The 24,827-nt window shown below is 60.4% G+C and carries 21 protein-coding genes; 9 read left to right on the top strand and 12 right to left on the bottom strand.

Features of this window, described 5'->3' with window-relative positions; all coding sequences use genetic code 11:
* The first annotated feature begins 42 nt into the window (after positions 1-42).
* The 5 genes from GXH28_RS01635 to GXH28_RS01615 all read left to right on the top strand — a co-directional run bounded on the left by GXH28_RS01635 (position 43) and on the right by GXH28_RS01615 (position 5,929).
* A complete protein-coding gene (locus GXH28_RS01635; RefSeq protein WP_169237266.1) occupies positions 43-1,275 on the top strand; it encodes a glycosyltransferase family 4 protein in 1,233 nt (410 codons plus the stop codon).
* Between the two features lie 61 nt (positions 1,276-1,336).
* The gene (locus GXH28_RS01630) at positions 1,337-2,194 is read left to right on the top strand and encodes a sulfotransferase domain-containing protein (RefSeq protein WP_169237265.1); all 858 of its coding nucleotides are present in this window, start codon (positions 1,337-1,339) and stop codon (positions 2,192-2,194) included.
* Positions 2,195-2,215: 21 nt separating this feature from the next.
* On the top strand, positions 2,216-3,349 hold the full coding sequence (locus tag GXH28_RS01625) for a glycosyltransferase family 4 protein (RefSeq protein ID WP_169237264.1): 1,134 nt from the start codon (positions 2,216-2,218) through the stop codon (positions 3,347-3,349).
* Positions 3,346-4,794 carry a hypothetical protein gene (locus GXH28_RS01620; protein WP_169237263.1) on the top strand — a complete coding sequence of 483 codons (1,449 nt, stop codon included), beginning with the start codon at positions 3,346-3,348 and terminating at the stop codon, positions 4,792-4,794. Before GXH28_RS01625 ends, GXH28_RS01620 begins: the two co-directional genes overlap by 4 nt.
* Positions 4,784-5,929 (top strand): glycosyltransferase, encoded by a 1,146-nt coding sequence (locus tag GXH28_RS01615; protein WP_169237262.1) that lies wholly within the window; start codon positions 4,784-4,786, stop codon positions 5,927-5,929. Before GXH28_RS01620 ends, GXH28_RS01615 begins: the two co-directional genes overlap by 11 nt.
* On the opposite strand, the gene GXH28_RS01610 is transcribed toward GXH28_RS01615, so the two are convergent.
* Genes GXH28_RS01610 through GXH28_RS16140 form a run of 4 tightly spaced genes read right to left on the bottom strand, consistent with a single transcriptional unit; the run spans position 5,926 to position 11,390 of the window.
* Positions 5,926-7,308 carry a sugar transferase gene (locus GXH28_RS01610; RefSeq protein ID WP_169237261.1) on the bottom strand — a complete coding sequence of 461 codons (1,383 nt, stop codon included), beginning with the start codon at positions 7,306-7,308 and terminating at the stop codon, positions 5,926-5,928. The two genes, GXH28_RS01615 and GXH28_RS01610, sit on opposite strands and share 4 nt — an antisense overlap.
* A 24-nt stretch (positions 7,309-7,332) precedes the next feature.
* Positions 7,333-8,142, bottom strand: coding sequence for an ABC transporter permease (locus GXH28_RS01605; protein ID WP_169237260.1), 810 nt, complete (start codon positions 8,140-8,142; stop codon positions 7,333-7,335).
* A gap of 2 nt (positions 8,143-8,144) precedes the next feature.
* On the bottom strand, positions 8,145-8,951 hold the full coding sequence (locus tag GXH28_RS01600; protein WP_169237259.1) for an ABC transporter permease: 807 nt from the start codon (positions 8,949-8,951) through the stop codon (positions 8,145-8,147).
* Between the two features lie 24 nt (positions 8,952-8,975).
* Positions 8,976-11,390, bottom strand: coding sequence for a glycosyltransferase family 87 protein (locus GXH28_RS16140; RefSeq protein ID WP_240550111.1), 2,415 nt, complete (start codon positions 11,388-11,390; stop codon positions 8,976-8,978).
* Between GXH28_RS16140 and GXH28_RS01595 the strand changes: the two genes are divergently transcribed.
* Positions 11,301-12,245 carry a sulfotransferase gene (locus GXH28_RS01595; RefSeq protein WP_240550122.1) on the top strand — a complete coding sequence of 315 codons (945 nt, stop codon included), beginning with the start codon at positions 11,301-11,303 and terminating at the stop codon, positions 12,243-12,245. The two genes, GXH28_RS16140 and GXH28_RS01595, sit on opposite strands and share 90 nt — an antisense overlap.
* Before the next feature lie 24 nt (positions 12,246-12,269).
* Here the strand turns inward: GXH28_RS01595 and GXH28_RS01590 are convergent, their stop codons facing one another.
* From GXH28_RS01590 to GXH28_RS01560, 7 genes are all read right to left on the bottom strand, one after another.
* The gene (locus GXH28_RS01590; RefSeq protein ID WP_169237257.1) at positions 12,270-14,507 is read right to left on the bottom strand and encodes a hypothetical protein; all 2,238 of its coding nucleotides are present in this window, start codon (positions 14,505-14,507) and stop codon (positions 12,270-12,272) included.
* 18 nt (positions 14,508-14,525) lie between these two features.
* Positions 14,526-15,590 carry a class I SAM-dependent methyltransferase gene (locus GXH28_RS16135; RefSeq protein WP_240550110.1) on the bottom strand — a complete coding sequence of 355 codons (1,065 nt, stop codon included), beginning with the start codon at positions 15,588-15,590 and terminating at the stop codon, positions 14,526-14,528.
* Positions 15,591-15,596: 6 nt separating this feature from the next.
* Positions 15,597-15,800 (bottom strand): hypothetical protein, encoded by a 204-nt coding sequence (locus tag GXH28_RS01580; protein WP_169237256.1) that lies wholly within the window; start codon positions 15,798-15,800, stop codon positions 15,597-15,599.
* Complete coding sequence (locus tag GXH28_RS16765; RefSeq protein ID WP_169237255.1) at positions 15,797-18,229, bottom strand: YfhO family protein; 2,433 nt, start codon at positions 18,227-18,229, stop codon at positions 15,797-15,799. Before GXH28_RS16765 ends, GXH28_RS01580 begins: the two co-directional genes overlap by 4 nt.
* A gap of 73 nt (positions 18,230-18,302) precedes the next feature.
* A complete protein-coding gene (locus GXH28_RS01570) occupies positions 18,303-18,548 on the bottom strand; it encodes a hypothetical protein (protein ID WP_169237254.1) in 246 nt (81 codons plus the stop codon).
* A gap of 2 nt (positions 18,549-18,550) precedes the next feature.
* Complete coding sequence (locus GXH28_RS01565) at positions 18,551-19,870, bottom strand: hypothetical protein (protein WP_169237253.1); 1,320 nt, start codon at positions 19,868-19,870, stop codon at positions 18,551-18,553.
* Between the two features lie 18 nt (positions 19,871-19,888).
* Positions 19,889-20,509, bottom strand: a complete 621-nt coding sequence (locus GXH28_RS01560) for a class I SAM-dependent methyltransferase (protein WP_169237252.1) — start codon at positions 20,507-20,509, stop codon at positions 19,889-19,891.
* Positions 20,510-20,547: 38 nt separating this feature from the next.
* Between GXH28_RS01560 and GXH28_RS01555 the strand changes: the two genes are divergently transcribed.
* A complete protein-coding gene (locus tag GXH28_RS01555; RefSeq protein ID WP_169237251.1) occupies positions 20,548-21,579 on the top strand; it encodes a glycosyltransferase family 2 protein in 1,032 nt (343 codons plus the stop codon).
* On the opposite strand, the gene GXH28_RS01550 is transcribed toward GXH28_RS01555, so the two are convergent.
* The gene (locus GXH28_RS01550) at positions 21,542-22,762 is read right to left on the bottom strand and encodes a cation-translocating P-type ATPase (RefSeq protein WP_304515787.1); all 1,221 of its coding nucleotides are present in this window, start codon (positions 22,760-22,762) and stop codon (positions 21,542-21,544) included. The two genes, GXH28_RS01555 and GXH28_RS01550, sit on opposite strands and share 38 nt — an antisense overlap.
* 89 nt (positions 22,763-22,851) lie before the next feature.
* On the opposite strand from GXH28_RS01550, the gene GXH28_RS01545 reads away from it, so the two are divergent.
* Positions 22,852-23,904: an aldose epimerase family protein gene (locus tag GXH28_RS01545; RefSeq protein WP_169237249.1), complete on the top strand. Its 1,053-nt coding sequence runs from the start codon at positions 22,852-22,854 to the stop codon at positions 23,902-23,904.
* 348 nt (positions 23,905-24,252) lie between these two features.
* The gene (locus GXH28_RS01540; RefSeq protein ID WP_169237248.1) at positions 24,253-24,780 is read left to right on the top strand and encodes a DUF456 domain-containing protein; all 528 of its coding nucleotides are present in this window, start codon (positions 24,253-24,255) and stop codon (positions 24,778-24,780) included.
* The last annotated feature ends 47 nt before the right edge of the window (positions 24,781-24,827 follow it).

Here is a 24,827-nt window from a genome sequence, read left to right as displayed (position 1 = left end):
AAGTGAGGCGGCGCTGATGCGCCGCCTCGCCGTTTGTAGCTTATGAAGGTCTTGCATGTGCTGCGTGATGCCCGTCCGTTCGGCGGCAAACAGCGCTATGTGAAGCAGGTGGCGCAGCTATGGCAGCAAGGCGGCGGCCAAGTGACTTTGCTGAGTATGGACCCTTCTATTCGCACTTGGGGGTGTCCGGCACGCGTATTGCCGCGTCTTGCTGTGGATGCCACATCTAGATGGCAGCGCATTCGGGCGGGTCTTAAGCGCCTCTACAATCCCGATGTACGTCGCTTGGCGTCTTGGCTGCGTCTTGAGGGCTTCGATATTGTTCACTTGCACGATCACATCCATTTCTCCATTGCTTTGCTGGATGCTATTGAGATGGCAGATGTGCCGTGCGTCTACACGCTGCATGACCACCAGCTCATCTGTCCGGTCAGCGTGTTGTTTCGCGAAAGAGAAGGGATTGTGTGCGAGGCGTGTCGCGGTGGGCGCTACTGGAACGCTGTGCGCTATCGTTGTAGTCATGGTCGCCTAGCAAACAGCGCGCTCTCCGCATTGGACACCTGGCTGTTCGGCATGGTGCATGTTCAAAGGCGGTGTGCGCTCTTCATCGCGCCGAGCCAGGCGCTTGTTGAGCAATTTGTTCGTTTTGGCTGGCCGCGCAGGCGCTTCTTTACTTTGCCGCATTTCATAGAAGCCTCTCCATCCCTTCTGTTGCCCCCTGCAGAACCGGCGGTCATTGTCTGCGTTGCGCGCCTGTGGCGGCAAAAGGGGGTGCATCTCTTGTTGCAGGCCGCGTCGCGCCTGCGGAGATCGAACTTGACGGTCGTAATTGCGGGCGATGGGCCGCAGCGTCACTGCTTGCAACAGCAGGCAGGCCGGCTAGGCTTAGACGCTCAATTTTTGGGCGCGGTCGATCCATCGGCTGTGGCCACGGTGTATGCTCGCGGTGTGTTGAGCAGCGTGCCTTCGGTTTGGCCGGAGGTGTTCGGACTGGTGGTATTAGAATCGTTTGCTGTAGGGCGTCCTGTGGTAGCCTCGGCTATCGGTGGACTGCCCGAGGTGGTGCGGCAGGGAACAGATGGCTGGCTGATACCGCCTGGAGATGTCGAGGCGCTAGCAGATCGAATAGATTGGTTGCTGGGGCATCCAAAAGCGGCGCGTGACATGGGAATGGCGGGTTACGCGCGAGTGATCGCTGAATACAATCCTGAACAGCACTATTGTGGTCTACGATTAGCTTATGAGCGGGCAATGGCAGAATATCGGCCGCGATGATCCTCGCCCGATTGTGCTGAGCTTATATGCTTCCGGTCGCAGCGGGAGCACAGTGATCGGTATGTTGCTTGCCCAGGGCGAGTCGGTGTTTTACGCGGGAGAGTTGCAGGCGCTGTGGGGGCCTACCCCACTGGCAGATGAGCTGTGTAGCTGTGGCGCGCCAATGTTGAGCTGCGAACTGTGGCGTGCAGTGTTTGAGGAGGCCTTTGGCTGCGTCCCGGATGCGCGCATGATTGCGCGCCTTCGCTTTCTGCGCGACGCAACGAGCCGGGCGCGGCATGTATTTTTGGAGGAGGCGTTTCGTCGGCGACCGCAGTGGGGTGCCATGCAGCGAGAATTCCTGGAGCACACCGTGCATCTGTACCTGGCCATTCAGCGCGTGACGCGTTGTCGAGTGATTGTGGATACCTCGAAGTGGCCTTCCTACGTCTTGCTGCTGGCACGTCAACCCGCGCTTGAGGTGCGGGTGACGCATCTGGTGCGTGATCCACGGGCTGTGGCCTATTCATGGCAGCGCGCCAAGGCATGGCGCACGACGGGCGCACAACAGGTGCGGCGGCAGAGTCCTTGGCGCAGCGCCATGTCCTGGCTGCGCGAAAATGCACTGCTCGGGATGATGCGCCCTTTCTTTCATCAGCACTACATGCGCATGCGGTACGAGGATTTTGCGCGCGCGCCAGTGACGATGCTAAACTCACTGTTGCGTTTTGTGGGTGTTCCAGAGCTGAAAGCTCCGGCCTCCACACGAGAGTTCCACGTGCGGGGGCACCATGTCTTTGGCGCTAACCCCGATCGTCTGGGCCGCGATGAGATCATAGTTCAACCAGATGAGGCCTGGCGAACGGAGTTGTCGTTGGCCCATTGCTGGAGCGTTAGGATGATCACTTTGCCCCTTGCCTTGCGATATGGTTATCTATAAATACAAAGCAGCTTCAAAACTATGAGTGACAGTTCTATTCGTGTGCTTTTAGATGCCCACATGGTGGGCGGGCGAGAGACAGGTAACGAGACCTACATCCTTAATCTTGTGAGGCAACAGTCGCAGTTGTTGGCTCTTGGATTTGAGATTCGTGCGCTAGTTAAACCTTACGTACGATTAGAGCAAGATATTTCAGAAATCGCTTTGCGTATGACATCTAATAGCGACTTCAAGCGTTTTATTGAGATACCGCGTGCTACTCAACGCATTCAGGCAAAGGGTTATCATGTAACTTACCATGGTCCGTTCTGGGACAATCTCCCCTGTGTGGTTACAATCCACGATGTAAGCTATAGGCAGCGACCTTTCTATCACAGTTTAAGAAATATTATATTGCAAAATTTTTTCGGATTTTTTACTGCTGCGCGAGCAAAAGCTATAGTGACTGATTCTGAGTTTAGCAAAAAGGAGATAGAGCGTGTCTATCCATTCGCCTATGGCAAAATCTTTGTTATGCTTGGTGGTGCAGCAGCATCTCTTTATCCAAGGTCTAATGATTATGCAAGTCAAGTTGTCAAGAATTTGGGTGTCCGGCCTCCTTATCTATTCTGGGCAGGTTCTTTCCAAACCCGTAAGAACGTTTTTCGGTTGGTGGAAGCCTTTCTGAGATACCATTCATCAAGTGATTCACCTGTTCAACTGGTACTAGCTGCTAATACAAATACTAAACTCGCAAGACGTCTGAGGTGTGTATTTGCTAGTGAGATAAATTCTAATAAAATTGTGATGGTTGGCTACATTGACGATCCTAATGTCTTAGCCTGCCTGTACAGTGGCTGTGAGGCATTTGTTTTTCCCTCGCTGTATGAAGGGTTCGGCCTGCCTGTGCTGGAGGCGATGCAGTGCGGCGCGCCGGTGATCACGTCGAATGTCACTGCGCTGCCGGAGGTGGCCGGCGATGCAGCGTTGCTGGTGGACCCCACTGATCCTGAGGCGATCGCGCAGGCCATCCGCCGTGTGTTGACCGATCCAGAGCTGCGGGCTGAACTGCGCGCGCGTGGGCTGCGGCGGGCGCAGCAGTTCTCCTGGGCGCGCACGGCGCGGCTCACAGCCGAGGCGTATCGTTTTGCGTTTGGCGGAGAGCAAAGCCGATGAGCCGGCGGATATGGCTGCCGCTCCTGTGGCTTGCCTTTGCCCTGCGGCTGTGGAACATTGAGCGCTACGATCTGTGGTATGACGAGGTCGGCCAGGTGTTGGCGGCGCTCAAGCCCACGCCGGCCCAGACGCTGGACGTGGTGCGCAAGCACTACGGCGCATCGCCGCTGGCTTATTTATCTACCTTTGCCACGGCCCGCCTGGGCGGCACGTCGGAGTTGGTGCTGCGCTTCGATCCTCTATTTTGGAGCATGCTTGCAGTTGCCCTGGTTTGGCGCGCCGGGCGTGCGTTGCATCCCGCCGCAGGTATGTGGGCTGGCCTGTTGGCAGCTATCTCGCCGTCGGCGATCCGCTATGCCCAGGAGGTGCGTTTCTATGCATTGGGTCTGGCGGGCGCAAGCGCAATCTTCTGCCTAAGCGTGCTTATCGCCCGCGGAGAGCTGCGGCGCATGTCGCTGACCTGGGCGGCGTTAGCTGGGGCGACCGCCCTGACGCTGTACGGCCACGTGTACTCTGTGCTGGTAGTCTTGCCGGCGTTTGTTACTGCAGTGGGTCTGACGCGCCCGGCCCAGCGGCTGCAATTGTCTGCCTGGCTCATGACCGCCATGATGTGTGGAGGTCTGCTCTTCTTGCCCTGGTTCTTGGCAGGATTGAAGGTGGCACAGCACCCCTTCGGGGCGCAGTTTTCGTCCGATCGAGTCTGGTATTCCATTTTGGCCGGCCTGGAACTAGCGCCGGCTTTCAGAGCGTCGGCCATTGCCCCAGGACAGGATACATTTGCCACCGTGATGATGGCGCTCAGTGGATTGGCGGCGATCTACGCTGTGCTGCACATGCGTCGCGCACCTTGGGTGATTGCTTTGTTGCTGGGGATAGGGTTAGCCATCGTTGCTGTGGTCGCCTTGAATGCTCGGGTGGGGTACTTCTTTCACCCGCGCCAATTCCTCTTTTTGCAACCAGCGCGCCTGGTGCTTGTGGGTGTGCTGCTTGGCGCGCTTTTGTCTCTGTTGCGTTCTCGTGTCTTACGCTTGGCCTTGTCGGGTGCACTGATGGGCGGGCTTGTCCTCAGCAGCATCGTTTACATCAACGCGGACTTGCATCGCGTCGAGCGCGCCAGGCTGAGGCCGGTTGCTCAGACAATTGCTGCGCATGCCCGGACAAAGCCTGCTTTGCTGTTTATTGCACCGTTCTGGGTGTATCTTGGGCCGGAGTATTACTTGCAAAAGGAGGGTGTACAGACTGTTTGGCAGCGTTTGCCTGGCGATCAGGTGACGCCCGAGGCGCTTGCTTCGCTTCCCGATGGAGCGCTGCTGCTTGTTCCCCGTAACCGCGCCGACCTTGACGCCTTGTTATCGGCGCATGGGCTTAGGCTACTGTCTGCTCCCACCGATGTCAGCCCCGAATTCTACGTATGGCTGAAAGATCAGGCTGGCGATGAGCTTTAACCTTGCTCTCGTCGGCACGCGCGGCGTGCCGGCGTCGTACTCCGGCTTCGAGACGTGCGCTGAGAATCTCGGCGTGCGTTTAGTGCAGCGCGGCCATCGCGTCACCGTGTACAACCGCGCCCATCACATCCATTTTGCCGAGCCAACATACAAGGGAATGCGGCTGGTGCGTGTGCGCGGCGTTGCTACCAAACACCTTGACACCATCACCCACACGGCGCTTTCGATGGCGCATGCACTCACACAGAGCTACGACGCCATGATCGTGTTCATCGCCGGCAACGCGCCGCTGTGTTTGATTCCGCGGCTCTTCAGCCGGACGCGCGTCATCCTCAATGTGGATGGGTTGGACTGGAAGCGCCGCAAGTGGGGCTGGCTCGCCCGCGTTTACATTCGCGCATCAGAGCGCGTGGCGACCAAGGCAGCGCACGTCGTTGTTACCGATTCGCGCCGCGTGCAGGACTACTACCGGCGCGAGTATGACGCAGAGACAGTTTTCATTCCCTACGGCGCAGACGTGCTGCCCAAGCCACCCGGCGACGTGCTGCGCCGTTTTGGTCTGACCCCCGGCCAGTACGTGTTGTTCGTGGGCCGGCTCGTCCCCGAAAACTGCGCCCATCACCTTGTTGACGCCTGGCTTCAACTGCACAACACGCAACACGCAGTACGCGACATGAAATGCGTGATCACCGGCGACGCCCCTTACGCTGCCGATTACATCGCCTCGCTCAAAGCTCGCGCACAGCGCAACCCTTCTATCGTGTTCACCGGCTATCAGTTTGGTGAAGCCTACGCTGAACTGGCGAGCAATGCAGCGATCTTCGTAGAGACCTCTGAAGTCGGCGGCACCCATCCGGCGCTGGTCGAGGCCATGGCTTTTGGGAATTGTGTCATCGTGAACGATACGGCCGAAAATCTTGAAACCATCGGCGATGCTGGCTTCAGCTACAGCGGCGAACGCGGCAGCGTGGCGCTGGCCGAGGTGCTGGTCCACTTGTTGAGCCGCCCTGACACAATCGCCGAATATCGCCGGCGCGCGCGCTTGCACGCACAAATGTGCTACTCTTGGGATCGTGTGACCGATCAGTACGAAGCGCTGTTGCGACCGGCCAGCCGACGAGCATCGCTGCCCTAGAATGCCCCTCGTCCGCTTAGCACTGCCGGCACAGTTTTGAGCAAGATCAGCACATCCAGCCATAGCGAGTAGTGGCGGATGTAATACAGGTCATCCTCAACGTGCAGGTGCATCGGACGGTCGCTGCGCCCGTTGATCTGCCACCAGCCGGTCATGCCGGGCGGCACGGCAAAGCGCCGGCGCTGCCAGCTCTCATAGCGATCCACCAGCCAGGGCAGCTCCGGTCGCGGCCCGACCAGGCTCATCTCGCCTTTCAGCACATTGATCAACTGCGGCAATTCGTCCAGGCTATACCGGCGCAGAAAGCGCCCCAGCCGTGTCACGCGCGGGTCGTCTCGCCGCTTGTGCGGCAAGCTATGCTCCGCGTTGTGCTGCGCATCGGCGCGCATCGTGCGGAACTTCAACATCTCGAACAGCCGGCCGTTTTCGCCCACGCGCTGCTGGCGGATGAGCGCCGGGCCGGGTGAATCCAGCTTGATCAGCAACGCGATCAGCGCCATGAGCGGGCCGGCCAACGCCAACCCCAGGGCCGAGAGCGCAATGTCCATCACGCGCTTGACCGCCCGCGCCGGCCCGTCCAGCGGCGACTCGCGCAGCCGCAACAGCGGGATGCCGTTGAGGTCTTCCACCCGCGTCATGAACCAGGCCAGGTCTAGCACATCCGGCGTCAGGCTGACCTGGATGGGCAATGCCTCCATCTGCGCGATCAGCGTCAACAGGCGGGCTTGGGCGTCGCGCGGCAGCGCCAGGATGACTTCCGATGCGCCGGCCTCGACGGCCACGCGCGGCGCATCGTCAATGCGTCCCAGCACCGGCGCGCCGGCGCAGACTTGGGTGTGTTTCGGGAGGTGATCGTCCAGAAAGCCGATCACCAGCGCCTCGCCCGGTGCGCCGGCCATGATGCGCTCGGCCAGTTCGCGCCCGATGCCCGTTGCGCCGACGATCAGCACGCGCCAGGCATCGCGCGCGGCGCCCGATCGCCGGCGCAAGAAGCGGATGCCATGCGCGGCGTTCAATAACGCGATGTTGATCACGCCGAAATAGATAAACTGTAAACGCGAGACCTGTCGAAAGCTCAAATACAACGCGCCGGCCAAAATCAACAGCGCGGTCAGCACGGCCAAGGTCAACGCGCGCGATTCTTCCCGAAAGCGCGCACGGCGTCGCGAGTATAGATTGAACTGGGCCAGCACGATCCCCCAAATCAACACGGCCAACGCATACACAGGCCAGCCTAACGCCACATTGGGTGCATTCAGGTCCTGTCCGAACGGCAACCACAACCGTATCTGCGCCGACAGCCAGAGTGACATGAGGGTTAATGCCAGGTCCAGCCCGATAGCGATCAGCACGCGATTGGTTTTGATCGGGATGCTCATTGTGCCTGCTCCGCTGCACCAGAGTTAGCTGCTGGCGCTGGTGTAGCGCGACACGGCGGCTCGCCAGACGAGCACGCTCAGCAAGAGCGCGGCGCCGGCCCACGCTAGTCCGTAGAGCGCCATTGCCGGCGTGAGGCGTCCCAGCAACGCTTCAGCCGGCACAGTGCTGACGAAGGCGATCGGAATCACCAGCGAGATGATCCCGCGCACCGGCTCGGGGAAGGCCTGCGCGGGGAAGCGCGCCACGTCCAGCACGCCGAACACCAACTCCTCGATGTTGGCAATATCCACCACCCAGAAGCATAACGCAGTCAACATGGCCATCAAGGCGTAAAGCAAAATCAGCGCGGCCAACCCCAGGCCCAGAAAGGCGATCCATCGCTCTGTTCCGGGCCATAAGCGCAATTGGGCCAGTGCATACCCGATCAACGCCAGCCCAACCCCCAAACTGGACAGCTTCTCCAGCCGAAAGCGGCGCAGGGTTGCGTGGAACATCGGACTGATGGGCTTGATCAGCACATAGTCCATCGCGCCAGTGCGCACGGCTTCGATCACGTCGCGCAGGTTGGGTTGCAAGAAGGCATCCAAAAAGCCAGAGGCGATGAAAAACATGCCGACCACGACCAGTGCTTCTGGGAAGGTCCAGCCGCCGAGGGTGGCGCGATGGCTGTAGAACAACACCGCCCCGCCCACAGCCCACAGCGCGTCGAGCAGCGACATGAGCAGCGCGCCGGCGAAGTTGACGCGGTATTCCAGGTTAGTCAGCACGCTGTTGTGCGCAAACAGCTTCAGCAGGCCGACGTAACGCGCAATGGTGTGTGGAATCGTGCGCATAGTCAGCCCCCAACCGCGCTATAGCCGCGCAGGCCGGCGCGCCAGAGCAAGCGCGCACCAAGCGCGATCAGCGCGACCCAGCCTGCGCCAATCGCCAACCGCAGGAAGCTCTGTTCTGCGCTCAGCCGGCCGGTCAGGATTTCCACCGGCAGCGCCACGCTGCTCTGAAAGGGCAGCCAGGTGAGCAAGCCGGACACGGCAGGCGGGAACAGCGCGAGCGGCACGATGTAGCCGCCCAAGAATGCCTTGACGAACTGGTAAGCCGCCGCGATGCCCTGCGTTTGCACGATCCAAAAGGCCAGGCCGGCGAGCAGCCACTGGGCGTAGAACTCAAAGAGCAGCCCAATCCCACAACTGAGGGCGAAGCGCATCAGCGTAGCCGGGCGCAGGTCAAATTGGGGGCCGGGAATCGCCAGGATGGCCAGCGCCACCGGCGCCAACAACATAGGCGTCACCACAACTCGCCCGGTCAAGACGCGCGCGAAGAAGTGATGCACCACGTCCAGCGGGCGAAACAAATAGACGGACAATTCACCGCTCCTCACCAATCGCTCTGCGTCTTGCACGATGCCGACGCCGGTGAGGCGACGGACCAGGACGGCAGCCAGGTAGTAGCCGGCGAAGTCAGGCGCGCTGAAACCGGCCACCGGCCCGTCCTGCGCCATGCCGATCCAGATCGCCATCATCACCAGCGGGAAGATGGCGTTGAGCAGCGATACGGCGAACACGGCGCGGTAGGCTACCGCGCGCTCCCAGTAGGCGCGCAAGAGGGCCGGGTAGATGACAAGCAGTCGCGTGAGCTTATGCATAGAGCCTATGGCTGCTGCGGCGCATCAGATGCCTGGCGTGCGGTGCCCTGTGCTGGCGACGTGAATTAGCAGGCATAAAATCAGGCACAGGCCCCAGAGAACAAACAGCCGCCAATCTGCGCCGAGCCGGTCGGCCATCGCGCTGAATGCCGCCCCGGTGTCAAAGGCTCGCAGAACTGTGAGCGCGGCCAGGCCGTTCTGCGCCTGTTCAGCATAGTGAATGTTATAAAGAACGCCCTGAGCCGTTTGAGGGGCTGACACAATGACTGTTGAAACACGCGCATCTGTGGCTGGATCCACAAGCCGGAATGTCAGCGTGTAAGGCTGCGAAAACGTCGGTAAGGGGGGTGAAAGAATAAATCCGTACCCCTGGAACTGTGGCGTCTGAATCAGGCTCCCGTACGTGCATATCGGTGAATGGGCAGCAGATGCTGGTTGAGCACAGAGTTCCATCTTGGCGGGCGGTTTGATACTCTCTGAAAGAGACACATCGAGCAGCAGGCCGGTAACATCTTCCACTAGTGGGGCCATTGTCTGACTGAATGCCGGCGTGTCAGCCGTCAGTGTGAGCTGGCCGATGGGTGCGCGCTGGAATTCACGAACGGATGCGTTGCGGGATAAAGTGAACACACCTGCTGCGCCCAGCGCAGCAGCAATGGCCGGCAGGAGCAATATGACTGCCCACCGAGCCGGCACGGGTTGCTGCAATGCCTGGTGAGGGCGTGTAGGCCCCAAAGCGCGTACACGCCGCTTCGGCGCTGCGCGCCGGCCAGCAAGCAGCAATCCAATAGCCCCGGCCAGGATGAGCAGCCACGCTGCGCTCTGCGCTGTTCGCGTCACCGTCCACAGGATCTCCAGCGGCTGTGCGACCGCAGGTGCAAACAAGGCAACCACAGTGTCCAGTTGTGCAAATCGGAAAAGTAGCGACATAGCGGCCAGCAGGCCGATATTGAAGTCTCGATGTCGGTTGAACAACAAGATGCTGAAAGCAATCTCCAGGATAAGCCACAGCACGGCCCAATAGCGAGCACGTCGTGTGTCAATGGCGATCAAGGCCACGATGAACGGTGTGAGCCATACCGCCCAGTAGAACTGCGACCAGGAAAACAAAAACAGGCTGCTGAACACTGCTGCGCCAATCAGCCAGAGATCGCGCGGGCGCGTGAAAGCGTATGGCCGACAGATGAGAAAAACCAGCAGCGCCACATAGGACATGACAAACAGCGAGACAGGGTTGGCAAAAATCTGTATCGCAGAGAATAACCGGACGCCTTCCCAGTTGAAGAGCACACCGTTGACAAACGCCGGCGTGGACAAGAACGGCAGAGCGCTTGCGCCAAAGATCAGCGCGGGAATGCTGACGAGCAGTGCCCTGTGTCGCCAGTGTGGGGTTAGCGTTAAGGCGAACGGCGCAACCAGCGCCAGAGGGATGATTTTAAAGGTAGCGCCGATTCCTAGCATGATCACGCTGGCAACAGACAGAGCAAAGCTATGCGTGCGGCCGGCGCGCCGGGCGCGAATCGACTGCGCGCCCAGCACGGTCGCCGATACCGTAAACAGTGTGGGATATAGGTCGTTCTGGCCCATCAACAGTAGATAGGCGGCCGACCCCGACCAGGCCCAAGTGGCCCAGGCCAGCGGGCCATATCTAGCGCGTGCCGACTTGAACAACAATACCCCAATCACGATGTCTGCTGCCAGGTAAGGTAGCTTTAATAGCAGGAACCACAATGCCTGGTTGGTAATAGCCCATTGCGTCGTCCAGCCTTCGTAGCTAATTAAACCGACAAGCCGTAACGTTTCCAGCCAGGCTGCAGTCAACGCATAGAAGCCATACGGATATGGAGCCGCCGGATGTGGGCTGACGAAGTTGCGCGCTTTGTATAGCTCGGTGATGTGCGCATAATTGTTCCAGTGTCCCTGGTTAATGTGGTGTGATTGCCATGCATTCAGCAACAAATCATTCTGGCTGGTGATCGGCATTAACGTCAGTTTGATCAAGTAGGCTGCTGAGATGAGGATGAGCCATCCGATCTGATGCCGAGACAGCGTCGATCTCCTATGAGGGGGTGCCGCTGATGAAGACGCTGTGTGATTGGCCAACCTGGATGACATAGTCGTGTGGGGATGTCTGATTGATTGTAACCTTGAAGGGTGGGTGTGAGCTGTGATGAAGGGAATGCTAGAATGTACCTCGTTTTGGAATAATGGCGCGCATTGTAACGCCAGATAAGTCGGTGCCCTGTCGTGCTCAGATAGAGCGCCGGCCTGGATTTGAACGAAGGCATCATGGCTGAGCGTCTGAAAGTTCTGTGCATCACCGGCAGTTCGCGCAGCGGCAGCACCATATTGGGCGCTGCTCTGGGTCAGATAGATGGCTTTTTTTGCGCAGGCGAGATGCAGCGCATCTGGGACAAGGACTGGCTGGTTAATGAGCATTGCAGTTGCGGCGATCCGATTTTGAGCTGTTCGCATTGGGCCGGCGTCTTCAGAGAGGTGATCGGCGACTATGATGCGCATCTGGCGCGGCGCATTCGCCGTGCCCGTAACAGTGTGGTTCGCCTCTACGGACTGCCCCGGCTGCTCGCTGCGCAGTCGCTGAGTGAGTTGCCGGCCGCTGTGCAGGATTACGTGTCCCTGACCGAGCGGCTGTATCACGTGATTCAGCGGCATACCGGCTGCAACGTCATCGTGGACACATCCAAGTACCCGACCTATTCCTATCTGCTCCGCCTTGCCCCGTCTCTGGATATGCGCGTTGTCCATCTGGTGCGCGATGCGCGGGCAGTGGCTTATTCGTGGCAGCGGGTCAAGTCTTATCCGACCGCAAAAGGGATGCGATACATGGAGCGCCATACTGCGCCGCGCAGCGCTGCTGCATGGAATGTCCTGAATGGCTTGGCCGATCTGCTGTGGGAACGGAATACGGCGCACTATCGCCTGATCCGTTATGAGGACTTTGTCGCCCATCCTCGCCATACTTTTCAGGCCATGCTCGATCTTGCCGGCGAGCCGCAAGCTGTTCCTCCCCTGGTCGGCGACGACGTGCTTGACATTCGCAGCCATCACATCATCGCTGGCAATGCCAATCGGTTTCAGACCGGTCGCGTCCGCCTGCGCATGGATGCGGAGTGGCAAAACCAGCTTGGGCGTCTGGACGCTGCGATCGTCACTGTGCTCACGTTTCCGTTGTTACGCAAATATGGCTATCCGGCCTTTGGTGCTGTCGCGCTCCCGTCGCAAAGTCAGGCGCCTGTTGTAACCCCTTCCTCCTCTGCGCCGCCGCAACTGTGATTGCACTTGAGCTGGTCGGCGCAGCTATGGCTGAGGAACTAACGCGATCCTCGAAACGTAAAACGCCGCGCAGCGTTTCACCCTGGCGCCAGCCGGGTCAATAGGTGAACAGCCGGATGTGGCAGTCAGGCGGATGGAGGTCTGGCCGGGGCCGACCACAAAGGGTTCGCTGCGTGCGATCAACTGGCCGTCTGAGGCTATATGTGTGGATAACCCAATCGGAAGATCGCCATAGGCAAGCTGTAGGGTGTAGGTCGGCGCAAAAGGTGTGTATTCCAGTTCCAGGCGCATGGTCGTGCTGAGCGGCGCGCGCACGTAAAGGCCGGCCTGATCGCTCATCCAGCGTCGCGCGTTGCCCTCAGCCCGCCTTTCCACACCATACCATCCGTGTTGGGTTGCCAGGAAGACAGTGTGAGCAGCAGTATCAGGGACCTCGAAAGCCAGTATCTCTTCATCTTCGTAGATCGGCGCTCCTAGCTTTTCGGTCAGGTAAGGGCGAATGCGCGCGATGTCCTCGGGTGGTGCGCCGTTCAAGCGCGTAGCTGATGCTAAGCCTTGACGCCTGTGGTGCTTGTAGATCACCACATACGCGAACCCCAGCGGGCGTAGATAGGCTGGTAGATCGTCCGGCTTCGGAAATATGTCGCGTCCTGGCGCCGGATCAATGGCGTTTTCCAACTGACTTATCGTCCCATACACGGTGTCGTCTACCCGCCAAATGTAACCGGAGGTGATTGGCCGTTGGTGTGTCGTCTGATGCAGCATCTGCAACTCTGTGCCAAGCCACTCGAACGTGCCTGGATTCTGCGGATTCAAAGAGGGGTATGTCAGCAGTGCGCCTGGCTTGCCACCTTGAGCAATTTGCTGAAAGAATGGCGGGACTGACGGGCCAAACGTCTGCGTTGGAAAAACCACCACGCCTTCAAAGGCGGTGACAAAAGCCAACATGCCCAGCGTTGCCAGCCGAGCCACCGGCCACCTTTTCAAGCGCGCATACATCCAGGCTGCGCCAAAGCCGGCCAGCACAGCCATTCCCAACATCATGGGCTGCGCAAAGCGGCCGGGCGTGCGAAGCAAATTGAGCACCGGCAACTGCGCCAGGTAGGCCCATGGCAGTGCAGCCTTGTGTTGCGTCCCTTCAATCTGTAACATGACCGGCTCGCCGGCGATCTTCAAAAATGGCCCCAGAGCCAGGATGCCACACCCGGCTATCAAGATGAGCCAGGGGACGGCCCGCTTGCCTGCTCTGCGCGCGCCAATGACTGACAATATTAATGTTGAGATACCGACATAGACCAAAGCCTCGACCCAGAAGAATCCATTGACTTTTTTAAGGAACTCGGCTGCCCCTGTCCCAGCAGGGACGAATGGATTGCGCCAGGAGGGCGCCAGGAAGCCAAGCAGGCTTGCGCTGTTCGATTCGGTTCCGAAGTTGAGGAGAAATCCTCCATCGCCCTGGGTGGCTGTTCTGAGCAGTGGCGCGCCAATGGGAAACCACAAACCTGCTGCTAGAACGGCAATCATGGTGAGTAGCAGGACGTATCGCGCCTTCTGGTGTGATGACCGAGCTGTGCTCACGAGCCATAAGCCAAGCACCACACTGACCGGTAGCATGAAGGTGATGATTGATTTGAAGTTGACTAGCATGCCTGCCCATAGGACGATGCTGGCTAGCACAGCGCGACGCCAGGTCGGTCTATCGCCAAACCACAATAACGCCAGCGCGCCCAAGGGGAACCAGTACATGGTGATATTCGCCAAGTGACCGTAGATGTGGCTCATGCGCGCAGCGCAAAACGTGAATGCCACACTGCCGAACAGCGCCCCAGCCGGGCTATGTGTCAGGTAGCGGATCAGTGCGTAGGTTGTCAGGCCGGTCAGCGCATAAGCCAGTACAACCGCTGTGTTATAAGCAACTATCGGGCCAAATAGCGCAGTGATTGGTAACAGCAGGAACTGATTCCATACCGTCGTGCCCATTAGCGGATGAGTCATCCCGACGGGGTAATAAAACACCGAGACGTTATCTAGGGACTGGCCCAGATCGAGCCAGGCATGTTTGGCCCACCACAGGCTCCACAGATGCTGCAAATTATCGCCTGGCCAACCGATGATGCGGCTGAGCGGCGAGAGCGCGAATGGCCAGGTAACAATGACAAAAATGAGTATCTGCGCCGCTAGAACGCCCATCAGTTCAAGCCAGAGGCGGCCTCTGCTTGAATTGAGTCGGTGACCAGACCCGGGTTTAACAGATTGCTTCATGATCGTCAACGCAAGTCATCAGTCTGCTGTCCATCTCTTGCGAAAAGCCATGATCAGCTCGCCGCGTAAGATGTAGCGTGTCGCTTCGTGTGCAAATCCACGTGGCTCAAAGAAATCTAACAGTTCCTGCCGGCTGTAATGCGCGATGTGCTCATCGGCATACCCGCCCGGCGCAAAGGTCGCATACAACCTTTCGGTGATGCGCCATTCCCAATGCGCATAATCCGGCGTGCCGATCACCAAACGCCCGCCCGGCTTGAGCACACGACACAGTTCGCTCAAAATTGGTGACGACTTTGGCACATGCTCGATCACCTGTGAGCAAACAACACAGGGAAATGCCTCATCGGCCACCGGCAGATGAAAGCCCGATGCCTGGATCAGCATCGTCTTGAAGCGCCGCGCATAGCGCAGCTTGCGGAGCAGGATGTCCACGCCCATGCTGCCTTCCGGCAAGGCGCTGAGGATGCGGCTGGAGCCGCACCCGACATCGAGCACGGCGCCCTCTCCTGCGATCAACTCCGTGATCAAGCGGTAGCGTTGACGCTGCCAGTAGCGCTGTAGCGGGATGATGCTGTCGTAGGCGCGGTCGTCGTAATCAGCCGATAGGATCGAGTTGCGCCGTTGCCACAATGACGCCAGATGCCGCAGCTTGGGCCAGGCAGAACCCCCTTCCATCGCGCGGGCCGGCGCTTGCCCGGCAACGTTGATCTCATACGCTTGATAACCCTCTGCGGCAATGTGCAACAGCAGTTCGAGATTCGCCGCCGCTCCACTTTCCTGTGGCAGCCGGCTGCGCAGCGCCGTCAGCATATCTCGACGGTACAAGCGCCAGGGGCTGAATACATCTCGCACAGGCAAACTCAACACCCGTCGGAGCAGCCGCCCTTGAAAGCCGGCCCGATCCATCACACCCCTCTTCGGAAAACAACCGGCGATCACCAGATCAGCGCGATGGCGATTGCGCCACATTGCCGCGATCACCTCGACAGGAGGCAACACGCTATCCCTCGCCACACAAGCCAACACAAATGGGTGCGCCGCGCGCGCGCTGGCAACGCGGGCCAGCGCAGCCGGGGACATCGCGGCTTAGTGCACGAATTCTGCCCTGCACTGGGTAGCGGCCTGCTCGGCGCGTCGGTCGCCATGAGGAGCAACCACCACAAGCTGCAATGGGCCTGTGACCCCCGGCAGCGCAACGCGAATCTGATCCAGCCAGCCATTCAGCGCGGAATGTGAATGCACCCCCCCGATGACAATCGTCAACCCGGCGCAGTTGTCCTGATGGGTCATGAAGGCCTCGAAGTGGGACGACGCAGCCCTTGCGACACAACCAGCGCCCCGGCCAGCCCTAATCCGAGGACGCTCAAGGCCACCCCTGTCTTGAAAGAATCTGGATCGTAATAGAACTCGATCACGCTCTCGCCGGCCGGCAGCGGTATGGCGCTGAAAGTGTAGTTGGCGCGCAACACAGGCTGCATCTCGCCGTTGACTTTGGCTTTCCAGCCAGGATAGTGGGTCATGGCCAGGACAAGGTATCCCGGCCGGTCGCGCGTTGCTCTAAGCTGGACGTAGTCTCCCCTGTCAACGATGACTTGCGCCGGACGCGCGGGGCCGGCTTGTCCGGCGCCCCCGGACAAAGCAGGCGCTTCATCGGCCATCAAAAGTACGAAGCGTGCGGGGTCGAAGTCAGCCGATCGGGCGATCTGCCATGCTTGCGCCTGATCGGCGGCCGGCACAAAATCATCTACTGTGAAATAGCGCGTCAGGCTTTTGGTAAACCGATATAGGCGCACCTGCCCTTCTTGCCACAACAATTCAAAATAGGGACTATTGGCGATTTCTGAGTTCTCTGCGCCGATGGTCGCAACGAACTCCACGCCGAACATTTGCAGCGCGCGTGGATCAGCCCGACCAGAAGGGATCAACGCGCTCGGTGGCGCATCGAACAGGACACGATACAGCCGCCGCTGCGCGCGTCCCCAGAAACCATCATAGTTCGTGAGCATCCTCAGCCGGTAGACCAGATTGACATTCGGCGGGATGGTATCCTGCCCCACGATTACAAGCGTTGCGTCTCCGACATCGCGTTGCAAGCGCTGTAACGCTGCGGGGCGAGGATAGAACAGCTCTTCTCTGGCAATTGGGTTGTATGGCTTGAATACATAGCCGCCTTGATAGAACACGAGCGCAATCAGCGCGCTGGCCACAACCCCTTTCCAGCGACGACTGGAAATGAGAAACAGGGCTGCCGTAAGCGTCATGCCCAGCACAAATGAGACGCTCACGGTAGTCAGATGAGTCAGGCTGTGCTCCACGAATGCAGTCTCATTCTGGAGCGCTGTGTTGGCGAATTGGCGCAGCAAGGTAACTGCCCCCAGCCAGGCCGACGCCAGCAGCGCTGTTCCCGCTCCCATCACGGCCATCGCCCACTTGGGACTAGCCGCTCTGGAATGCAGTGCATGGTCAAGGAACAGTGCAGCGCTGCAACTTGCACTGAAGAGCCAGATATCGTAGGTTCTGATCGGCAATACGATAGATGCGCCTGGAATTAGCTTGAACCACGCCCGCGTTGAGAACAGGTCAAAGACATACACCAGCCACAACAACGCGGCCAGCCCGAAAAATCGCGCCGGCCAACTGCGGCGCGCCAGAGGCAGCGATGCTATCGCCAGCAGTAATGTGATTGCACCCAGGTATAGGCTGTTGCTCTCCGGGAAATTCCACAGCGCGTCCTGGGTCTGGAGGATCGGATGATAAGGCCCCGATGGGTTGCCCAGGAGGTTGGGGAAGACCAACAACGGCAGTATGCTGAGTGGCAGCGCCACCTGTGATTTGCCGGTCGGATTGCCCATGCTGTGACTCAGATATTCCAAAAAGGGCAGCAACTGCGCGCCGGCAATAAGCGGGACGATCAACGCTGCTGCTGTGAATTGACCGCCCGTCACCAGCGTTTTCACCACGGCCTGCCTGCTCCAGCCCAGATGCCTCAGCCGGCGAATTAGGCCAAAGGCGACATAGGCTGCGGTCAACACCAAGGCGGCGTAAAAAGTCTCCGGGTGGCCGGCCAGCAACCCAACCAGCAGACTGCCGCTAAAGCCGGCCAGCAGCCAGAAAAGGCCTTTCTTCTCTTTCTCCTCGGCGGCCTCCAGACGATTAAAGATTGCCTGGCTAAAAAACAGAGCTGCCGGCAACGCTACACCCGAACCAACCAACGGCAGCCAGCCCAGCCAAATGACGTGGTAGCCGCCGAACAGATAGCTGACCGCCCCGGCAAGTGCCGCCGCTTGATGCAGGCGAAGCTGTTTCAAGAAAGCAAAGGCAAAGAAGCCGTGTCCCAACAGCGCCAAAAATGAGGCGACCAGCACGGCCGCTTTGAAATCCAAAACGTAGAACGGCAGTGTGAATACCGAGAAGATAGCCGATTGAAAGTTGGCCAGATGGGGCGCGCCGTTTCCGTTATACGGATTCCACAGTGGCAACTGGCCGGCCTGAAGGCTGTCGCGGTTGTATAGCAGCCAGGGTTGAATGACGTACACCACATCGCCCAGATAAGGGTTCACCCAGGGCGGGTTCTCGGTGAGGCGTGTCAGCGTATTGCTTTGCAACAAGCCCACCGGCGACAAGACGTGGTCTGGATAGTTAAGAATCGGCCAGCTCAAAAAGAAAAGGCAGATGGCGCTCAATACGCCGATTCCCTGGAGATACTCGTTTCTGATCACACGTGACAGCATGGGTAATTTCTTAGCCTTATTGCTGCGTTAGGCCGGCCACGCCAAGTCGCACATCTCAGCGTCATGGACATCCGTCCAGCACATACACCTTGCGGGCGGCGTCAACGCCGGGCTGTTCCCGGGCTGCTGCCATTGCCGCCATCGCGCTGATCCAGCGCGCTTGCTCGTCCTCGGTCATCTGGCGCATGTTCAACACGATATAGCGCGCGCCCCAGGAGCACAGCGCCTCCACGGCCTCCGGCGCCGGCAGTTGCTCGATGATAGCGCGCCGTTCCATGCTGGCTGCCGGCGGGAACGAGCCGCTCAACCCTAACACCAAATGGCAAACCGCCCCACCGCCCGCATGGATGAGATGATCGGCAAGCGGTGCAATAGCGCATAGGGCAGCGGCGCCACCACACCCTGCCCGGCCCTCATGCCGGCTGCCACCTCCGGCCCGAACCATTGCCCGGCCACTTCCACAACGCCTGTCTGCTCCAGCCAACTCATCACGGAATCCGGCACAGCGACCCACACCGGCTTACCGGTGTGATCCACCAGCACCGGCCCCATCGCCCCAATCACTCCCACGCCGGCCAGGCCGCACAATGCCCAGATCATGCGGCGACGCCGGCGCAGATGCGATCGGCTGATCGCCAGGCCGGCGCCGGCAATTGCCAGCATCAGATAGCCGGGCATCACCACCCGCTCCACGATATTCTGCTGTTGCGCAATCGGCAGATATGTGGCAGCCCATTCACCCCATACCGGATGTCGAGTGCTGAGCGTGAAAAACTCCAGCAGGCTGATTGATCCGTGCATGATCTCGGCCACCGATCGCGTGCGATCCTCACTGCTTTGAGCGCGCAGGTATGGCATGGCCACCGGTGCGATCAGTGCGATCGCTGCCACCACGCCCGCGGTCACATCGCGGCGGGCGGCGGACGTTCGCACAATCTGTCTCACGAGGCCAGGCGCGCGCAACAGCACATACACCGGCAGCCCCAGCGCGATAAAGACCAGCGTGTACCATGACGACAGCGCATTCAACCCCACCATCACGCCCACGCCGACGGCCCAGCGCGTTTGTCGTGTGCGTATGTAACGTTCGACCGCGTAGAAGCACAGAGGAATCCACTGCGTTGCCATCTGTGGCAGGTGACCGGGCAGATGCGCCAGACGATAGGGGAAGAACGCGCTGGCCAGGCCGAAGGCCAGCGCGACCACATTGTTGCTCGTCATCGCGCGGATCCATAGAAAGGTGGCATAGGACGTGAGCGCGAAGGATGCCAGCAGCACAACGTTGTACGCCGCCACCGGCCCTGTCAGCAGCGCCACCGGCAGCGCCAGCACCGTGTTGGCCAGCGTCGTTTCGATGGCCGACATGTCATATCCCAGCGGATAGTAGGAGTGCGGGTCAAAGAAATACGATGCGCCGGCCGTCGCCGCCTGTTTCAGCCAATGCACCAACCAGACGTATTCAAGGTTGTCACCCGGCCAGCCCGGCACGCGGGTGGTGATCTCGGCCACGATGGGCCAGGTCTGCAGGCATGCCAGGGCCGGCGCAATGACCAGCGCTGCTGCGTGCCACACCCACGCCTGGCGCACGATTGGAGCGCCGCCGGCGGATCTGATTTGCGAACTAGACATTCTGGTCATCAGCCTGGATTACTTTGTCCGGCACACCGCCAGCAGCCACGGCTGGGGTGTCGTCAGATGCGCCACCTGAAAATGCTGTTGCAGAAGCGCTACCCATGCCCGACGCGACCAGTGATTGACGTGTCCGGGCGTGTTGCCCCAGTCCCGCCAATATGCTCCACGCGCCATGTTCAAGATGCGCCAGATCGGCTCGTGTGGCACGCTGAAAACACACCAGCCCCGTGTGACACGCCCCGCCTCGCGCAAGGCTGCTGCGGGGTCGGGCAAATGCTCCAGCACCTCCAGCATGACCACCAGATCGGCCGAGGCGTCGTGCAAGGGCGCGCGGGTGACATCGCCAGCTATGAAGGTTGCGCCCGCGCAAAACTGCGCCGCGATTGCCACCGATGGCGCGTGGATGTCGAACCCGATCACGGTTGCATCGGGCAATGCGGCGCGCAATTCATCCGTGGACACGCCTTCCCCACATCCGAATTCCACTACTGTCCGAACCGCCCGCTCACGCTGGACCAGCCGGATGCACGATGCCAGGGAAGCGAAAAAGCCCTGCATCAGCCGGCGCGAGATGGGGTTGCGGGTAAGGTACTTCGACCGCTGGTACTGAATGAGCGATGCGCGTGGGTTCTTCATCGTTGCATTTCGTCGTGGGCCGATTATAATGGGCGGCTATGGACGCAACGTCGATTTGCCCGCCGCCCAAGTCGCCCAGACTGTTCGTGCAGATCTGCGCCTTGAATGAGGAAGAATCCATCGGCAATGTCATCAGGACCATTCCGCGTGATATCCCCGGCATTGCGTCGGTGTCGGTGCTGGTTGTCAACGATGGCTCGACCGACCACACTGTTGAAGAAGCTGCTCAGGCGGGGGCCGATCTCATCGTGCAGCATGTGGGCAATAAAGGTCTGGCGCGCTCATTCCAGGACGGCCTGGACGTTTGCCTAGAGCGCGGTGCAGACATCATCGTCAACATTGACGCAGACGGCCAGTATCGCGGCGAAGACATCCCTGCCCTGATCGAGCCGATCCGACGCGGGCAGGCCGATGTGGTCATCGGCGACCGGCAGGTGAGCGGTCTGGAGCATTTTTCGCCGGCCAAGCGCCTGCTCCAGAAACTGGGAAGCTGGACGGTGTGGCAGGCGTCGGGTGTTGCGATTCCCGATGCGGTGTCCGGCTTTCGCGCCTACTCGCGCGAGGCGGCGCTGCGGCTCATTGTCACCAGCCAGTTCTCGTACACCGTGCAGACGCTGATTCAGTCGGGCAAGCTGGGGCTGGTCGTCGCCAGTGTGCCCATCACTGCGCGCCACACGCCGCGCCCGTCTCGTCTACATCGTGGCACGCTACATTTCATCAGCCAGCAGGCGATGATCCTGCTGCGCACCTACGTTGCCTATGAGCCGATCAAGATGTTTGGCGCATTGGCTGCGCCGTTCCTGCTGGTTGGCGCCGGCCTGTTGGCGCGGCTGCTGTTGCGCTTCGCCGAACAGGGCTGGCAATTGCCCGGCAATGTGCAGTCCCTCATCGTCGGCTCGATCTCGCTGGCGATTGGTCTGCTGCTTCTCATCACCGGTGTGATTGCCGATCGGGTGCGCGAGAACCGCAGGCTGCTCGAAGAAATTCTGTACCGCATCCGTCGTCAGGCTGCGCGTGGCCCGCATGAGGCGCTCAGCGCCAACCTTTCTTCCGCGCCACCGCTTTCGTGATCTCGGCCACAAGGGCCGGCGCAAAGATGGCCGGCAGCACCAGCGCCCAGTGTTGCCATGTCAGCGGCGCCGTGTCGAACACTGGGTTGAGAAATGGAATGTAGATCACCGCCAGCAGGCCGGCGATCGACGCCAGCACGGCCCACTGCATTGCGCGATTGGAGAACAGCCCGATGCGCGCGACAGCGTATCGCTCAGAGCGCGATGTGTACGCCAATGGCAATTCGGCAAATGCCAGCGCCGCAAACGCCATGGTCTCGGCCTGCGCAGGGAACATCTGTAACGCGATGGCGTAGACGCCCAGCACAGCCACCATCAGTGCCACAGTCTGAGTCGCCATGCCCAGCACCATGCGCCGATTGATGATCGGCTCTTTGGCCGGCCGGGGCGGGACCTTCATCACATCTGGATCGCCTTTCTCCAGCCCCAGCGCCAGTGCCGGCGCGCCATCCGTCATCAGGTTTAGCCACAACAACTGAATGGCTGTGAGCGGGCTGCGCAGGCCGGCCACCGTCGCGCCCAGGATGATGAAGATCTCGGCCACATTGCAGCCCAGCAGATAGAACACAAACTTGCGAATGTTGGAGTAGATAATGCGCCCCTGTTCCACAGCGCTGACGATGCTGGCGTAGTTGTCATCGGTCAGCACCATGTCGGCGGTCTCTTTGCTCACGTCGGTGCCGGTGATGCCCATGGCCACGCCGATATCTGCCCGCTTTAGCGCCGGCGCGTCGTTCACGCCGTCGCCGGTCATGGCTGCCACCTGATTATTGTTGCGCACAGCTGTGACAATGCGCACTTTGTGCTCGGGCGCCACGCGCGCGAAGACGCTGGTCGTTTTCACCTGCTCGCGCAGCGCATCATCTGACATGGCCTCAAGCTCAGTGCCGGTCACTACCTCTGGGTTGCGGGTCGCCGACGTTAGCAGGTCGCCGTGGGCCGCTTGATGTCCATCCTCTGTCAGCAAACCGATTTGCCGGGCAATGGCCCGCGCCGTCATGGCATAGTCGCCGGTGATCATGATGGTGCGGATGCCGGCTTCTCTGGCATGCCGAATCGCCGAAATCACTTCTGGCCTGGGCAAGTCAATCATACTCTGCAGACCCAAGAAGGTCGTATCGCGCTCGACCTGCGCCAGGGCATGGCCGCCGCGCGCGCGTGAGCGGGGCCGCGCATTGCGCATTGTTGTACACTGTTTGCGGGTCGTTTGCGCGTAGGGCGCAGCCCATCCGTCGCAGCGACCGGCAAATTCCATCACGATCAGGGTTACCGATGAACATTCGCAGCAATGGCTTCGGCCACCTGCCCGACGGCGCCGCAGTCGAGCAGTACACGCTCGAAAACGGCAACGGCATGAGCGTGCAGATCATCACCTATGGCGGCATCATCACCGCGCTGCGCGTCCCCGATCGCGCAGGCAACCTCGACGACGTAGTGCTGGGGTTCGATAACCTGGACGGCTATCTGGCCGGCCATCCGTATTTTGGCTGCATCGTAGGGCGTTTTGCCAACCGCATCGCCGGCGGGCGCTTCACCCTGGACGGCCTGACGTATCAGCTTGCCGTGAACAACGGCCCGAATCACCTGCACGGCGGACTGGCCGGCTTCGACAAGAAGCTGTGGCGCGCGTCCGTCGGTAGCAGCGATGGCGCGGTCAGCCTGGCGCTGTCCTATCTCAGCCCGGACGGCGAGGAGAACTATCCGGGCAACCTGCATGTGACGGTGACTTACACGCTGACGCACGACAACGCACTGCGCATCGGTTATCGGGCGCACACCGACAAGCCCACCATCCTCAACCTCACCAACCACACCTACTTTAACCTCGCCGGCCAGGGGGACATCCTCGGCCACGAGATCATGATCAACGCCGACCGCTTCACGCCGGTGAACGAGGCGCTCATCCCCACCGGCGAGCTGCAACCGGTCGCGGGCACGCCGCTGGATTTTCGGCAGCCGATGCGCATCGGCGCGCGGATTGACGACCCGCATGAACAAATCGCCCGCGCCGGCGGCTACGACCACAACTTCGTCATCAACGGCGCAATGGGCGAACTGCGCTTCGCTGCGCGCGTTTATGAGCCGTCGAGCGGCCGCACGCTGGAGGTGCACACCACCGAGCCGGGTATGCAGTTCTACAGCGGCAACTTCCTTCCCGGCGCAATCGCCGGCAAGGGCGGAAGGGTCTATGGCCGGCGCGCCGGCTTGTGCCTGGAGACGCAGCACTTCCCCGATTCGCCCAACCAGCCGGGCTTCCCGAGCGTCGTGCTGCGGCCGGGCGAGCGCTTTGCATCCACGACGGTCTTCCGGTTCTCCGCGCGCTGATCCACCGGCCCGGTGCATTCGCCCGATAGTGGGACAGCCTTCCAGGCTGTCTAGGACAGAAATCCTGTCGGTTGTGGGACAGCCTGCCAGGCTGTCTAGAGCAGAAATGCGGTTGGAAGGCAGGCCGCGCCTGCCAGGGGTGTTGCAGCAGAGGACGGTGAGCGGCATCGCGCGCTGCGCACGTCACGGTCGCAGTGCGTTATTGCGATCGCCGGTGAGCTCGTATGGATTTGGAGCGCGGAAGAGGGTCGAACGGATTGATTCGCTTGCGGACGGAGCGACCGCGAGGGGCTGTGTTGAGAACGCGGTCGTCGAGCCGCGAGCAGCCCGCGCTGATATATTCGCCCTGTGATCCTATTCTGGCTGAGCCCGCAGGATGCGGCACAAGCGCTGGGCGTCGCGCTGATCGCCATCGGCATCGTCGGCGTGTTCATCCCTGTGCTCCCCGGCCCGTTGATGATTTGGATCGGCGCGCTGGTGTGGGCCTCTGGCGATGGGTTCCAACGCATCGGCTGGCCGGCGCTGCTTGCGATGGGGCTGATCGTGGTCGCCGCCTGGGGCAGCAACCTGGCGATGACGGCTTACTTCACCCGCCGCGGCAGCGCGTCGTGGAAGACGGTCGCTGGCGCCATCGTCGGCGGCGTCGCCGGCGGCGCACTGCTGACGTTCGGCATACCGCTGATCGGCTCGGTGATCGGCGCCGTGGTGGGCGGCGTGCTGGGCGTGCTGATCGTTGAACTGCTGCGTCAGCGCCGGCTGCGCCTGGCATTGCGTTCCGGCAGACAGTATCTGGTCGGTTGCGTCTTCGGTCAGATGGTCGAACTCTTGTTCGCCTTGATGATGCTCCTGATCTTCATCTGGCAGGCGATGCGCTAGCCGATCGCATCCCCGACCCGCGGCTTACGCCATGCCCGCGTCAACGG

Origin of the sequence: Candidatus Roseilinea sp. NK_OTU-006 (genome assembly GCF_012931985.1) — a bacterium.
In the GTDB taxonomy this organism is placed as follows: Bacteria; Chloroflexota; Anaerolineae; order J036; family Brachytrichaceae; genus JAAFGM01.
The sequence above is the reverse complement of the archived record's forward strand: the minus strand, read 5'-3'. Positions and strand labels throughout refer to the sequence as shown.

Excerpts from the sequence above, each read along its gene's own strand:
- GXH28_RS01620 (WP_169237263.1), top strand. The coding sequence starts at position 3,346 with ATGAGCCGGCGGATATGGCTGCCGCTCCTGTGGCTTGCCTTTGCCCTG.
- GXH28_RS01625 (WP_169237264.1), top strand. The coding sequence starts at position 2,216 with ATGAGTGACAGTTCTATTCGTGTGCTTTTAGATGCCCACATGGTGGGC.
- GXH28_RS01580 (WP_169237256.1), bottom strand. The coding sequence starts at position 15,800 with ATGACCCATCAGGACAACTGCGCCGGGTTGACGATTGTCATCGGGGGG.
- GXH28_RS01590 (WP_169237257.1), bottom strand. The coding sequence starts at position 14,507 with ATGAAGCAATCTGTTAAACCCGGGTCTGGTCACCGACTCAATTCAAGC.
- GXH28_RS01635 (WP_169237266.1), top strand. The coding sequence starts at position 43 with ATGAAGGTCTTGCATGTGCTGCGTGATGCCCGTCCGTTCGGCGGCAAA.
- GXH28_RS01605 (WP_169237260.1), bottom strand. The coding sequence starts at position 8,142 with ATGCGCACGATTCCACACACCATTGCGCGTTACGTCGGCCTGCTGAAG.
- GXH28_RS16135 (WP_240550110.1), bottom strand. The coding sequence starts at position 15,590 with ATGTCCCCGGCTGCGCTGGCCCGCGTTGCCAGCGCGCGCGCGGCGCAC.
- GXH28_RS16140 (WP_240550111.1), bottom strand. The coding sequence starts at position 11,390 with ATGCTCATTAACCAGCCAGTCCTTGTCCCAGATGCGCTGCATCTCGCC.
- GXH28_RS01550 (WP_304515787.1), bottom strand. The coding sequence starts at position 22,762 with ATGCGCAATGCGCGGCCCCGCTCACGCGCGCGCGGCGGCCATGCCCTG.
- GXH28_RS01545 (WP_169237249.1), top strand. The coding sequence starts at position 22,852 with ATGAACATTCGCAGCAATGGCTTCGGCCACCTGCCCGACGGCGCCGCA.
- GXH28_RS01615 (WP_169237262.1), top strand. The coding sequence starts at position 4,784 with ATGAGCTTTAACCTTGCTCTCGTCGGCACGCGCGGCGTGCCGGCGTCG.
- GXH28_RS01565 (WP_169237253.1), bottom strand. The coding sequence starts at position 19,870 with ATGTCTAGTTCGCAAATCAGATCCGCCGGCGGCGCTCCAATCGTGCGC.
- GXH28_RS01630 (WP_169237265.1), top strand. The coding sequence starts at position 1,337 with ATGTTGCTTGCCCAGGGCGAGTCGGTGTTTTACGCGGGAGAGTTGCAG.
- GXH28_RS01610 (WP_169237261.1), bottom strand. The coding sequence starts at position 7,308 with ATGAGCATCCCGATCAAAACCAATCGCGTGCTGATCGCTATCGGGCTG.
- GXH28_RS01560 (WP_169237252.1), bottom strand. The coding sequence starts at position 20,509 with ATGAAGAACCCACGCGCATCGCTCATTCAGTACCAGCGGTCGAAGTAC.
- GXH28_RS01600 (WP_169237259.1), bottom strand. The coding sequence starts at position 8,951 with ATGCATAAGCTCACGCGACTGCTTGTCATCTACCCGGCCCTCTTGCGC.
- GXH28_RS01555 (WP_169237251.1), top strand. The coding sequence starts at position 20,548 with ATGGACGCAACGTCGATTTGCCCGCCGCCCAAGTCGCCCAGACTGTTC.